This is a genomic window from Variovorax restrictus (assembly GCF_051216715.1).
GTDB lineage: Bacteria > Pseudomonadota > Gammaproteobacteria > Burkholderiales > Burkholderiaceae_C > Variovorax.
This window is the reverse complement of the sequence record NZ_JBPJZH010000001.1, coordinates 1,951,258-1,963,870: the sequence shown is the minus strand read 5'-3', so window position 1 is coordinate 1,963,870 and position 12,613 is coordinate 1,951,258. Positions and strand designations below refer to the sequence as shown.

Annotated in this window: 12 protein-coding genes; 5 read left to right on the top strand and 7 right to left on the bottom strand. The window is 70.0% G+C overall.

The window, feature by feature from the left end:
* Window positions 1–88: 88 nt before the first annotated feature.
* Together ACSFA0_RS09250 and ACSFA0_RS09245 are read left to right on the top strand one after the other, a co-directional pair.
* The gene (locus ACSFA0_RS09250; protein WP_435449898.1) at window positions 89–1,414 is read left to right on the top strand and encodes an NAD(P)/FAD-dependent oxidoreductase; all 1,326 of its coding nucleotides are present in this window, start codon (window positions 89–91) and stop codon (window positions 1,412–1,414) included.
* An 86-nt stretch (window positions 1,415–1,500) separates the two neighbouring features.
* Complete coding sequence (locus tag ACSFA0_RS09245) at window positions 1,501–2,475, top strand: Bug family tripartite tricarboxylate transporter substrate binding protein (protein ID WP_435449897.1); 975 nt, start codon at window positions 1,501–1,503, stop codon at window positions 2,473–2,475.
* Window positions 2,476–2,482: 7 nt separating this feature from the next.
* On the opposite strand, the gene ACSFA0_RS09240 is transcribed toward ACSFA0_RS09245, so the two are convergent.
* The 4 genes from ACSFA0_RS09240 to ACSFA0_RS09225 form a co-directional block, all read right to left on the bottom strand.
* A complete protein-coding gene (locus ACSFA0_RS09240; RefSeq protein WP_435449896.1) occupies window positions 2,483–3,496 on the bottom strand; it encodes an aldo/keto reductase in 1,014 nt (337 codons plus the stop codon).
* A gap of 106 nt (window positions 3,497–3,602) precedes the next feature.
* A complete protein-coding gene (locus ACSFA0_RS09235; RefSeq protein WP_435449895.1) occupies window positions 3,603–5,297 on the bottom strand; it encodes a long-chain fatty acid--CoA ligase in 1,695 nt (564 codons plus the stop codon).
* A 99-nt stretch (window positions 5,298–5,396) separates the two neighbouring features.
* Entirely contained in the window at window positions 5,397–6,068 is a 672-nt protein-coding gene (locus ACSFA0_RS09230; RefSeq protein ID WP_435449894.1) for a Vgb family protein, read from the bottom strand.
* A gap of 44 nt (window positions 6,069–6,112) precedes the next feature.
* Window positions 6,113–7,333 carry a coiled-coil domain-containing protein gene (locus ACSFA0_RS09225; protein ID WP_435449893.1) on the bottom strand — a complete coding sequence of 407 codons (1,221 nt, stop codon included), beginning with the start codon at window positions 7,331–7,333 and terminating at the stop codon, window positions 6,113–6,115.
* Window positions 7,334–7,491: 158 nt separating this feature from the next.
* Here ACSFA0_RS09225 and ACSFA0_RS09220 point away from each other — a divergent pair, with 158 nt between their 5' ends.
* Both ACSFA0_RS09220 and ACSFA0_RS09215 read left to right on the top strand, forming a co-directional pair.
* Window positions 7,492–7,893 carry a hypothetical protein gene (locus ACSFA0_RS09220; protein ID WP_435449892.1) on the top strand — a complete coding sequence of 134 codons (402 nt, stop codon included), beginning with the start codon at window positions 7,492–7,494 and terminating at the stop codon, window positions 7,891–7,893.
* 99 nt (window positions 7,894–7,992) lie between these two features.
* A complete protein-coding gene (locus ACSFA0_RS09215) occupies window positions 7,993–8,442 on the top strand; it encodes a hypothetical protein (protein WP_435449891.1) in 450 nt (149 codons plus the stop codon).
* Here ACSFA0_RS09215 and ACSFA0_RS09210 read toward each other — a convergent pair.
* Genes ACSFA0_RS09210 through ACSFA0_RS09200 form a run of 3 tightly spaced genes read right to left on the bottom strand, consistent with a single transcriptional unit; the run spans window position 8,372 to window position 11,852 of the window.
* The gene (locus tag ACSFA0_RS09210) at window positions 8,372–9,679 is read right to left on the bottom strand and encodes a class I SAM-dependent methyltransferase (protein WP_435449890.1); all 1,308 of its coding nucleotides are present in this window, start codon (window positions 9,677–9,679) and stop codon (window positions 8,372–8,374) included. The two genes, ACSFA0_RS09215 and ACSFA0_RS09210, sit on opposite strands and share 71 nt — an antisense overlap.
* On the bottom strand, window positions 9,676–10,464 hold the full coding sequence (locus ACSFA0_RS09205) for a DUF1365 domain-containing protein (protein WP_435450930.1): 789 nt from the start codon (window positions 10,462–10,464) through the stop codon (window positions 9,676–9,678). The genes ACSFA0_RS09210 and ACSFA0_RS09205 overlap by 4 nt, the downstream gene beginning before the upstream one ends.
* 2 nt (window positions 10,465–10,466) lie before the next feature.
* On the bottom strand, window positions 10,467–11,852 hold the full coding sequence (locus tag ACSFA0_RS09200) for an NAD(P)/FAD-dependent oxidoreductase (protein WP_435449889.1): 1,386 nt from the start codon (window positions 11,850–11,852) through the stop codon (window positions 10,467–10,469).
* 174 nt (window positions 11,853–12,026) lie between these two features.
* Between ACSFA0_RS09200 and ACSFA0_RS09195 the strand changes: the two genes are divergently transcribed.
* Entirely contained in the window at window positions 12,027–12,611 is a 585-nt protein-coding gene (locus ACSFA0_RS09195; RefSeq protein ID WP_435449888.1) for a sigma-70 family RNA polymerase sigma factor, read from the top strand.
* Window positions 12,612–12,613: the final 2 nt, after the last annotated feature.

The window sequence follows — 12,613 nt, the reverse complement described above, 5'->3', positions numbered from 1 at the left end:
GATGGGCCGGGGCCACGTCCGTAGGACAAGCCCGCGGACCTTTCGCGGCCCGTCAGGGGGAGCCGCTGCCGATAATGCGCGAATGCCCATGCCTGATCCCGCCCGTCGCCCCCATGTCCTCATCGTGGGCTGTGGTTTTGGCGGCCTCGAAGCCGCCCGCCGGCTCCAGCGTGCAGAGGTCGACGTGACCGTGGTCGAGAAGACCAACCATCACCTGTTCCAGCCCCTGCTCTACCAGGTGGCCACGGCCGGCCTGGCGGCGCCGTCGATCGCGGCCCCCACGCGCCTGCTGTTCCGAGGGCAACGCAACATCACCACCCTGATGGGCGAGGTGACCGACATCCTGCCGGCCGAGCGCGCCGTGCTGCTGCGCGACGGCCTGCGCATCGGCTACGACCACCTGATCGTCGCGGCAGGCGCCACCCACAGCTACTTCGGCAACGACGCCTGGGCCGAACATGCGCCGGGCCTGAAGACCCTGGCCGACGCCTTCGCGATCCGCCGGCACGTGCTGATGTCCTACGAAGCGGCCGAGAAGGAACAGGACCCGGCGCGGCGGCGCGCCTTCCTGACCTTCGCCGTGATCGGCGGCGGGCCGACCGGGGTCGAGATGGCCGGCACGCTGGCCGAGATCGCCCGCCACACGCTCGAAGGCGAGTTCCGCCACATCGACCCCGCCAGCGCCGAAGTGCTGCTGATCGAAGGCGGTCCGCGGGTGCTGCAGGCCATGCCCGAGGGCTTGAGCCAGAAGGCGAAGGAACAGCTCGAGCGGCTCGGCGTCAAGGTGCGGCTCAATACCAAGGTCACGGCCATCGACGCGACCGGGCTCGACATCGCGACCGCGGCCGGCAGTGAGCGTATCGCCAGCCACTGCGTGGTGTGGGCCGCCGGCGTGGCGGCCTCGCCCCTGGGCAAGCTGCTGGCCTCGGCCACGGGCGCCGACACCGACCGCGCCGGGCGCGTGCGCGTCGAGCCCGACCTGAGCCTGGCGGGCCACCCGGCCATCAGCGTGGTGGGCGACCTCGCCGCCGCGATGAGCCACGCACCGGGCCAGGAACCGACCCCCGTTCCAGGCGTGTCACCCGGCGCCAAGCAGATGGGCCGCACCGCCGCGGGCAACGTGCTGCACCGCATTGCCGGTACGCCGACGCAGGCGTTCCGCTATGCCGACTACGGCAACCTCGCGACCATCGGCCGCAACTCGGCGGTGGTCGACCTGGGCACGCCCTTCGGCCCGCTGCGCTTCAGCGGCAAGCTCGCCTGGCTCTTCTGGCTGTTCGCGCACGTCTACTTCCTCATCGGCTTTCGCAACCGCCTGGTCGTGCTGATGGACTGGGCCAGCGCCTACTGGAGCTTCCGGCGCTATGCGCGCGTGGTGGCCGATGTCGACGGCGCAGGCAAGGGCGAGTCGTAAGCGCACACCTGAGCACGCGCTGACGCGTGTGGCGCAGATCTTGCGCAACGGTGGGCTTCTCCACTGACGCTTCCGCAGGACGCTTGATGCACGCCTCGACCCGCCGCTCCTTCCTCGCCGCCGGCGCCGCCACCCTGGCCGCGCCGACCCTGCTGCATGCGCAAGACGCCTATCCCTCGCGGCCCCTGCGCATGGTGGTGCCCTTCCCGCCGGCCGGTGCCGCCGACTTTCTGGGTCGCACGGTGGGCGAACGGCTCTCGCAATCGTTGGGGCAACAGATGCTCATCGAGAACCGCGCCGGCGCCGGCGGCAACATCGGCACGCAGGCCGCCGCGCAAGGCGACCGCGAGGGCTACACCCTGCTACTGACCGGCGTGCCGTTCGCCGTGAATCGCTTTCTCTTCCGCACGCTGCCCTTCGAGCCGGAACGCGACTTCGAGCCCGTCGCGCTGATCGCCACGGTGCCCAACCTGATGATCGTGCCGGCCGATTCGCCCGCCAACACCGTCGAGGAATTCATCGCCTACGCGCGCAAGCGGCCGGGCCAGGTCAACTTCGCATCGATCGGCAACGGCACCTCGCTGCACCTGGCCGGCGCGCAATTCAACAACACGAACAAGCTCGACATGGTGCACGTGCCCTATAAGGAAACCGGCACGGCCAACGCCGACCTGATGGCCGGCCGCGTCGACGTGATGTTCCAGACCATCTCCGCCGCCGCCGGCCTGGTGCGCGGCAACAAGGTGAAGGCGCTGGCCGTGACCAGCGACGTGCGCGTGGCCGCCTTCGCGAACGTGCCGACGCTGCGCGAGGCCGGCGTGGACCTCGTGACCGTCGGCTGGTTCGGCCTGCTGGTGCCGGCCGGAGTGCCGGCGGCGCGAAAGGCGCTGCTGGAAAAGCAGGCGCTGGCGGCCATCGGCGACCCCGCCGTGTCGGCCCGCATCGCCGACAGCGGCTGCATCCCGCGACCGTTGAGCGGCAAGGACTTCGGCGCCTTCATCGCGGACGAGACGCGCCGGCTTGGCGAGGTGGTGCGCAGCGCCGGAATCGTGGCGAGCTGAGGTCGCGTCAGGCGTTGCCGGGCAGCGGCGCGGCTGCGTGGACCAGCCCGGCCGCTCGGAGCTCGCGCCAGAAGTCGATCGGCACCGGCTCATTCAGCGCCGACCGGTCTTCCGAGATGCGGCTCGGCTGGCTCGCCCCCGGAATGACGGCTGCCACGACCGGATTGGCGAGCGCAAATTGCAGGCCGGCCGCCTTCATGCTGACGCCGTGGCGATCGGCGATCGCCTTGATGCGCGCAACCTTGTCCAGAATGGCGGGCTTCGCCGGCGCGTATTCGAAGTTCGGGCCGCCGACCAGTGCGCCCGAGCTGTAGGGGCCGCCCACGACGATGCCGAGCCCGCGCGCCGAAACATCCGGCATCACGCGCTGCAGCGCGCGCTCATGGTCGAGCAGCGTGTAGCGGCCGGCCAGCAGGAAGCCGTCAGGGCGCGGCTCGTCCAGGGCCATCAGCAGTTCGATGGCTTCCACCCGGTTGACGCCCAGGCCCCAGGCCTGGATCACGCCTTCGTCGCGCAGCCGGTCGAGCGTCCTGAACGCGCCCTGGCGTGCGCTTTCGAAAGCGGCCAGCCATTCGTCGCCGTAGAAGTCCTGGGCGACGTCGTGGACCCAGACGATCTCGATGCGGTCCGTCTTCAGGCGCTTCAGGCTGTCCTCGATCGAGCGCAGGGTCGCGTCCGCCGAGTAGTCGTTGACGATCTTGTTGGCGCGCCCGTGCTTGAAGACCTCGCCCTTCTCGCCCTGGTCGCGGGCGTTCACGTCCTCCAACTCGTCGAGGATCAGGCGGCCGACCTTGGTGCTGATGACGTAGTCGTCGCGCGGCCGATCGGCCAGCGCCTCGCCCATGCGGATCTCCGCCAGCCCGGCGCCGTAGAAGGGTGCGTTGTCGAAGTAGCGGATGCCGTCGTTCCACGCGGCATCGACGGTCGTGCGAGCTTCGGCTTCGGGGATGTCGCGGAACATGTTGCCCAGCGGCGCGGTGCCGAAGCCCAGCTTGCCGGGGAGAAGATCCTTGAGTGCCATACGGTGCTCCTGGGACTGAATCCTGAGATGGGCTCATGCCCGGCCGCTACCCGAGCGTCATGGCCGCGATTCTTCCGGACCTCGGCGCGCAACACAACGCCACGATTCAAGCCGGGTCCGCTTCCTTCTCCTGCAGCAGCCGCCACATCACCTTGCCCGCACCGCTCTTGGGCAGCGCGTCGACGAACTGCACCTGGCGCGGGATCTTGTAGACCGCCATGTTCTCGCGGCACCAGTCGATGATCTGCTGCTCGGTCGTGTCCTTGTGGGTGGGCCGCAGCACCACCACGGCCTTGACCGACTCGCCGCGGTAGGCGTCCTTGGTGCCGATGATGCAGGCTTCCTGGATGGCCGGGTTCTTGAACATCAACAGCTCGACCTCGGCCGGCCAGACCTTGAAACCGCTGGCGTTGATCATGCGCTTGAGCCGGTCGGTCATGAAGAAGTAGCCGTCCTCGTCCACGCGGCCCATGTCCCCGGTGCGGAAGTAGCGCTTGCCGTCGAAGTCCACGAAGGCTGCGGCCGTGGCGTCGGGGCGCTTCCAGTAGCCCTGGAAGACCTCGGGGCCGCAGGTGATGATCTCGCCGGATTCGCCCACCGGCACTTCCTGCAGCGTCTCGGGGTCGACCACGCGCGAATCGCTGCTCATGAAGGGGATGCCCAGGCACTGCTGCTTCGGATGCTCGAAGGGCTGCGCGTGCGACGGCGCCGCGGTTTCGGTGAGGCCGTAGCCTTCCTGGTAGCGCAGGCCGTATTGCTCGAACAGGCGCTGCGCCACGGCCTGCGGCATGGCCGCGCCGCCGCCGCCGATGTAGGTGAGGCTGCTGAGGTCGAAGCTGGCGAAGTTGGGGCTGCCCATCAGGTCGATCACCATCGTGGGGATGTTGGTCCAGTTCGTCACCTTGCGCAGCGAGATGAGCCGCCCCGCCACCTCGCGATCCCAGCGCGGCATGATGACCAGCGTGGCGCCCGCGTAGATGGCGGTGTGCATCATGCTGACCGTGCCGGTGATGTGGAACATCGGCACCACGGCCAGCACCACCGCCTCGTGCGACACCGAGCCCCACAGCTGGCTGGCCACCGCGTTGTGCATCAGGCTCGAATGGTGGTGGATGCAGCCCTTGGGCAGGCCGGTGGTGCCGCTGGTGTAAGGCAGCAACGCCATGTCGTCGGCGCCGACCACATGGTCGGGCGGCGGGTGGCCCGCATCGAGCGCGTCCTGCCACGGCATGACGCTGCCGCCCGCCAGCGCGGGCAAGGCGTGGCGCGCGAGCAGCCAGTCGCGCCAGGCTGGCGCGGGTGATTCGTCGCCGGCCACGTCGGCATCGAAGGCATCGGTGAACTGCGTGACGATCAAATGCGACAGCCGTTGCGCCGGCTCGAGCGCATCGCTGGCCTTGGCCAGTTCGGGCGCGAGGTCGCCAGTGGTGAGGGCGACCTTGGCATCGGGGTCGACGATGTAGTGCTTGAGCTCCTCGGCCCGGTTCATCGGGTTGACCGGCACCACCACCGCATTGGCACGCAGGATGGCGAAATGGGCGATCACCAGTTGCGGACAGTTCTGCATGTCGAGCACCACGCGATCGCCGCGCTGAACGCCCAGCGCGTGCAGCGTTCCGGCCAGCCGCTCCACGCGCGCCACCAGCTCGCGGTACGTCACGACTGTGCCGAAGAAGACCAGCGCGGCCTTGTGCGGGTAGCGTGCGGCCGTGGTGGCGAGGTTGTGCCACAGCGAGGTCGCCGGCACGGTGATGGCGTAGGGCAGGCGCGTGGGCCAGAACTTGTGATGCGGACGGTCCATGAAATCTCCAGACGAGAACCGTCGAGGGTACGTCGCACGACGAGACGGCCCCATGGGGGAAGCCCCGAAGCGGTCGCGCAGGCGACGCGGGCCTTCGGTTCACCCGCCCTTGGGCCGCCGCACCGCGCGCACCTTGCCGCTGCCGCCCCCACCGCAGTAGAAAAGATCGGCGCCGTCGGATTCGAGCCCGCTGATGCCGGTGCCGACGGGCATCGCGAGGCGTTCGAGCACTGCGCCGCTGGCCGGGTCGACACGGCGCAACTCGCTCTCGTCGCCCTCCCAGGTGCCGTGCCAGAGCTCGCCATCGACCCAGCTCACGCCGGTCACGAAGCGGTTGGATTCGATGGTGCGCAGCAGCGCGCCGTTCTGTGGGTCGATCTGGTGGATCTTGCGGTCGCGGTACTGCCCGACCCAGAGGCTGCCTTCGGCCCAGGCGAGGCCCGAATCCGCACCGTGGCCCGGCGCCGGGATGCTCGCCAGCACGTCGCCACTGGCCGGATCGATCTTGTCGATGCGCGATTCGGCGATCTGCCAGAGGTGGGTGCCGTCGAACGCGGTGCCGGCGTCGCAGGCGCGCTCGATCGTTCGCAGCGTCTTGCCGCTGCGGCCGTCGAAGGCCACGAGCCGGGCGCCGGTGGCGGCCCAGACCCGATAGCCGTCGTGGGTCACGCCGTGCACGGCCTCGGCGTCTGGAAAGGGGCCGAATTCGCGCACGATCTCGGCGGTGCGCACGGCGGGTTCGGTCGGTCTGTCGAGGGTCTCGGGGATCATGAGTGGCTCCTTCGGCACGCACACATCGGCGCCGTGCAGGCACTTTAGGCAGGCGGCAGCGCGTCGGGGAGTAACAAGATCGTCGCGAATCCGGTCAGCGGCGGCGCCAGCCAGCGGCGCGAGCGTGCCCGACCGATGGCGCGCACGCGGGCCTCGGCCTCGAGGTCGGCGAGCGCGCGTTGCACCGTGCGCTGGCTCGCGCCCGACGCCAGCGCCAGCGCGGAGGTCGACCAGGCCGCGCCGTCGGACAGCAACGCCAGCAGCGAGGCCTGCTCGCCGTCGATCGGTGGCGCCAGCACCGCGACGTCGCACCCGTCGTGCGGCAGCAGCACGAAGCCGCGCGCCGTGGCGTCGATGCGGGCGAAGGGCCGGGCCAGCGCGCGCAGCCGGCCGATCTCCACACGCAGGCGTGCGCGGTGTGTCTCGTCGGGGCGCCGGGTGCGGAAGACGCGGGCGATCAGCACGTCCCGCGCGACATCGCGGGGCCAGGCTTGCGCCAGCGCGCGCGCCAGGATGAACAGCACCGGTCGCCGGGCCAGCGACAGGATCTCGTCGCCCCGGCGCACCGCGTGACGACACGCGTCGACGACCAGCACCCCGCTGCCGAACAACGCTGCCACCTCGTCGAGCCGCAGCAGCTGTTCTCCGTCGGCCTGCTGCAGGCGCGCGGCCGGCTGCTCAAGCACGGCTTGCGCATCGGCCGCTTCGGCCACCAGCGCCGGCACGCCCGAGCGCACCGCGGTGTCCTGCGCGCGGGCCAGCGCTGCGCGTGCGGGCCTTACCCGGAGCGCGCGCAGGTCCAGCTCGGCCGAGAGCAGCGCCGCCACCGTCGCCAGGGCCGAGGTCAGGGCGCCGGCCTCGACCCGCGCCAGCGCAGCACGCGCCTCGTCGAGCCGCCCGATGCGCAGCAGCCGACGCGCGGCGATCAGCCGTGCGTGCGCCGCGTTCGCCACATCGCCGCGAGCCTCCAGCGTGGCCGTGGCGGCGGCAAGATGGCGCGGCGATTCGGCGAGCTCGCGGGTGGCCAGAGCGATCTCGGCCTCCGCGACGACGCACCGCGCCTGCGCCAATGCTTCCTCCGGACCGAACCCGCTGGCCGCGCGCCGCAGCAGCGCACGGGCCCGCACATGCTCGCCGAGCTGCGCCATCGCGATGCCACGCAACGCCAGCGCCGGCGGGTCGTCGCGCAGCGCCACACGCTGGAGCGCGCCGAGCGGGTCGCCCGTCGCGAGGGCGCGGGCGGCGGCAGCGATCAGCGAATCCATCTGAGAAGGCCGATACGCAGCATCGGGCGATTCTGCCGTCGCACGGCATCGCCAGCCAGGGTCGGCCTTCCACGATGGCCGGCACACATTGTTTCGCAGTGCGTGTCGACCCCGTCGGGCGCTCGGGCGTTGGAATGCACACCACTTCACCACGGCCCATGACACACCCCACCCTGCGCCGACTCGGCACGACGACTTTCTTCTTCATGGCCCTGCTGGCCGGTGCCGGCGCGCAGGCGCGCACCGACATCGGGGTCAGCATCGGCATTCCTGGCGTGGTGGTCTCACCCGGCTACGCCCCCGCCCCTGTCTATCTGCCACCGCCGCCGGTGTACTACGCGCCGCCACCGCCGGTGTATCGCCCGCCGGTGTACCTGCAGGCGCCGCCCGTGGAATACGTGCCCGCGCCGGGCTACGGGCCCTACTACGCCGTGCCGCGTCCGCGCTATTACGACGATCGTCGCTACCCGCCGCCGGGCTACCGGCGCGACCGCGACCACGACGGCATCCCGGACCGCTACGACGGCTACGACAACCGGCGCGAGTACTACCGCCGCTGAGCACCAGGCGGCCGATTCGACGGGAGGGCGCTCGAGGTCCAGAATGCCCTTCCTGCAGCGTGCTTTGAAGGTATGGACATGGATCGAACATTCGACGCGATGAAGGCGGCACTCGATGCCGGCGACTTGGTCGCCGCGCTGAAGGTGCTCAACGATCGAGTGGTTCAACGCTACAGCGCGGTGTATCGCCTGGCACCGGATCGGCGGCTGGAGAACATCGCGTTCGTCGACAAAATGGCAATGCCGTACCCCGAGCATCTGCTTGCCGTGCCGTACGGCATGAGCTTCTGCCAGTTCACCTTCGCCGATGGCGAGTTTCAAACATCGGATTCATCGATGGACCGCCGCCTCGACGGGCATCCGTACAAGGGGCAGGTCAATTCGTACCACGCGGTCTCCATCGTCGGCGACGAGGGCGACATCACGGGAACGATCTGCCATTTCGACATGGATGCCGCGCCGCTCGCCGATGAGGACTTCAAGCTGCTGCAGTCGGCCGCCCGTGCCCTTTCGACCTGTCTTCCGCCCTCGACATCCGTGACAACCTGAGCAGCCGCACGTCGACCCGGCCCGCGCGGAAGCCGGCTTCGCAGTAGCTCAGGTAGTACTCCCACAGCCGCTTGAACGCCGCATCGAAGCCGAGCGGTTCGATGGTCGGCCAGGCCGCCAGGAAACGCTGCCGCCATTCGGCCAGCGTGGCCGCGTAGCCCAGGCCGAAGGACTCGGCCACCTCGAGCGTCAACCCGGCCCGCGCGGCCTGCGCGCGCAAGGCCTCCAAGGGCGGCAGCATGCCGCCCGGGAAGATGAAGCGCTGGATGAAGTCGGGCGTCTCGCGGTACGACGCGAACTGCGCCTCGTCGATGGTGATGACCTGCACCACCGCCACGCCGTCGTCGGCGAGCCGGTCGCGCAGCGTGTCGAAATACACCGGCCAGTAGCGCTCACCCACAGCTTCGAGCATCTCGATCGAGACGATACGGTCGTAGCGGCCCGTCACGTCGCGGTAGTCCTGCAGGCGCAGGTCGACGCGCGCATCCAACCCCTTGGCCGTGACCTGTTCTCGCGCATGCGCCAGTTGCTCGGTCGACAGCGTGAGACCTGTGACCTGCGCGCCGCCGGGCCCACCCATCGCCAGCGCCAGCGCGCCCCAGCCGCAGCCGATCTCCAGCACGGTCGAGTCGGGCCGGAGATCGAGCAGTTCGACGATGCGCGCGAGCTTGGCGGCCTGCGCCTCTTCGAGCGTCTCGTCGCCGCGCGCGTAGATCGCGCTCGAATAGATCATCTGCGGGTCGAGCCACTGCGCGTAGAAGGCGTTGCCCAGGTCGTAGTGAAAGGAGATGTTCTGGCGGCTACCGCGGCGCGTGTTGGCGCGCAGGCGGTGGGCGATGCGGCCCAGCCATCGCGCCGGCAGCGACGGCGTGTAGGCATGGCCGCAGCCGGCTTCGTTGCGGATGCCGAATTCGAGCAGCACGCTCAGGTCGGCACTCGACCAGTCACCGTCGCGGTAGCTCTCGGCCAGGCCGATGTCGCCACGCAGCACCATGCGCGCGAGCGGGCGCCAGCGGTGCAGCGTGACCGCCGCATGCGGGCCGGGCTGCGCACCGCGGCCCAGCACACGCTCGCCGTTGGGCAGCTCGACCAGCAGCGACCCGCAACGCACGCCGCGCAGCAACCGCACCAGCAGACGACGCAGCGGCCGCCGCGTCCATGAGGCCATCGTGGTGCCATCGGCCAGATGCAAGACATCGGCCTCCAGGCCGTTCGGTGCGGAGGTGGAAGTGCTCATGTTTCGGGCGTTGCCACGATGGTGACGGACTGTGCGGGTGCCGGCGGACAGCGGCGAAAGGGCGCGCCCTTGAGCCACAGCCGCAGCGCTTCCCAATGGATGGCCGCCACCACCTTGAGGGTGAGCAGCGGGTGCGTGACGAAGGCCTGCGCGAGCGCGGCGTCGCTCAAGGCCTTGCGGCGGGCGTCGACGCGCGCCACCAGCACCGGCCCGTCGGCATCGGCCACGGTGATGCCGACCGCCAGCCCCAGCCGCGCGGCCGCCGGCGGCTCGACATGGAAGGCATAGCGCATGTCCAGGTCGATGAAGGGCGACACGTGGAATCGCTTGGCGCAGTGCTGATCGATGTGCGTCGCCTCGCGCTGCGCCTCGTCGACCGGGATCAGGTAGCTGTGGCGCTGGCCGAAGGTGTTGTTCACCTCGTAGAGGATGGCCTGCAGCCCGCCGTCCGGTCGGTCGCAGTAGTACACGCTCAGCGGGTTGAAGGCATAGCCCAGGATGCGCGGCATGGTCAGCAGCCGGATCGCGCCGCCGCTGGCCAGCCCGGCCGCGTGCAACTGCCGCTCCACGTGCGCGCGCAGGCTGTCGCCGTCGCTGGCGCCGTAGTCGCGCTCGTGCAGGCTGAACAGGTTGAAGCGGTTGAGCGAGAACAGGCGCAGCCGCTGCGCCAGCGCCGGCAGCGTGTCGATATCGACCAGCAGCGAGAACACACGGTACTGCAGCCGATGCCGCGCGGGCTTGAGCCGCTGGTGCGTCACCCGGCCGACGTAGAGCGCGCCGTCCACCGTCAAGCGATCGCCCCCGTCTGCGTTGTCGTGCCCAGGCGGATGCGCCCGGATTCGTTGGTCACCGACCAGGGACGGCGCACCCCGCCCAGCGCCTCGGCCACGGCCAGCCCGGCCTGCAGACCGTCTTCGTGGAAGCCCGAGCCGAAGTAGGCACCGCAGAACCAGGTGCGGTGGCGGCCCTGCAGCGACCACAGTTCGTCCTGCGCGCGGATCGCCGCCATGTTGAACAGCGGGTGCTCGTAGATCTCGCTGCGGATCAGGTGTTCCGGCCGCGGTTCGCGCGTCGGGTTGAGCGTGAGGAACAACGGCGTCCCGTGCGGGATGTCCTGCAACCGGTTCATCCAGTAGGTCACGCACGGCGCCTGCTCACGGCGGCGGTCGGCGGCATAGTTCCAGCTCGACCACACCGCCCGGCGCTGCGGCATGAGGGCCGGGTCGCTGTGCAGCACTGCGCGGTTGCGGCTGTAGCCGAAGGCGCCCAGCACGCGCCGCTCGTCGTCGCTGGCGTCGGGCAGCAGGCGCAGCGCCTGGTCGGCGTGCGCGGCGATCACGACCTGGTCGAAGCGCTCGGCGTGGTCGGCGCCTTCGGTCCGCACATAGGCGCCCTGGGCGTCGCGCCGCACCTCGACCGCCGCGCTGTCCAGGCGCAGGCGGTCGCCCAGGCCCTCGGTCAGGCGCTCCACATAGCGCGCGCTGCCGCCGGTCACGGTACGCCAGCGCGGGCGATTGGTCAGCTGCAGCAGGTGGTGGTTCTCGCAGAAGCGGACGAAAGCTTCGGTCGGGTAGTCGCCCACGCGCGCGGCCGAGGTCGACCAGATCGCCGCCGCCATCGGATACAGGTGGTCGTCGCGGAAGGCCTGGCCGTAGCCGCGCGCGTCGAGGTAGCTGTCGAGCGGGATCAACCCGAAGCGCTCGGCATCGCCCGGCGCCTGGCGGTAGAAGCGCACCAGGTCGCGCAGCATCGACCAGAAGCGCGGGCTCACCAGGTTGCTGCGCTGCGCGAACAGCCCGCGCAGGTCGGTGCCGGAATATTCGAGCGCGCCCTGGTCCAGGCTGACGGCAAAGGACATTTCCGAGGCCTGCGTCGCCACGCCCAGGTGCGCGAAGAGCGCGCTGAGGTTCGGGTAGGCGGCCTCGTTGTAGACGATGAAGCCGGTGTCGACCGCGATCCGGCCATGCGCGCCCGGCACCTCGACCGTGTTGCTGTGGCCGCCCGGCCGGCTGTCCGCCTCGAACAGCGTCACGCGGTGGCGCTGCGACAGCAACCAGGCGGCCGACAGTCCCGAAATGCCGCTGCCGATGACGGCGACATCCAGCGCGCCGCCGACCGGGCCCCGGGTGGGCGGCAGGCCGTCGTCGTGGGCGGTGGCGAGGGTCACAGGCATCTCCAGAAAATCATGCGTCGGCCCTTTTACGCAGCCGCAACCCATTTGGATTCGTTTCAGTATCGCCGTGATCTAATCTCGCCGATGGTGCGTATGCCGAGCATGAACACCGCCCGACAACTCACGGCGTCAGCCACTTCGCGGAATCCATCGCGGTCGCCCTGGCTGTCGATCGTGACCCTGCACCCAAGCCGCGACACGATGCCCACAAGCGAAGAACTCAACCGGCTGGCCCAGGCCGTGGCGCAATCCGCCGACCGGCAGGCTTTCGCGGCCCTGTTCAAGCATTTCGCGCCCCGCGTGAAGACCTACCTGGTGCGCCTGGGCACGTCCGACGGCCTGGCCGAGGAGCTGACGCAGGAAGCCATGGTGAGCGTGTGGCGCAAGGCCGGCAGCTTCGACGCCGAGCGCGCCAGCGTGTCGACCTGGATTTTCACCATCGCGCGAAACCTCCGCGTGGACCACTTCCGCCGCATGGGCAACCGCATGGTCGAGGCGGACGCGCAAGACAGTGACGAGACCCCCGACACCCAGCCCCAGCCCGACGAGGTGCTGCTCACGCACCAGCGCGAGGCCGGCCTGCGCCTGGCGATGGAACGGCTGCCGGCAGAGCAGCTGCGGGTGCTGCGACTTTCTTTCTACGAGGAGCAGCCGCATGCCCAGATCGCCCGTGAACTGGGCATTCCCCTGGGCACGGTGAAGTCGCGCGTGCGGCTCGCGGTGATGCACCTGCGCCGACTTCTCGACGGGCTCGAATGATG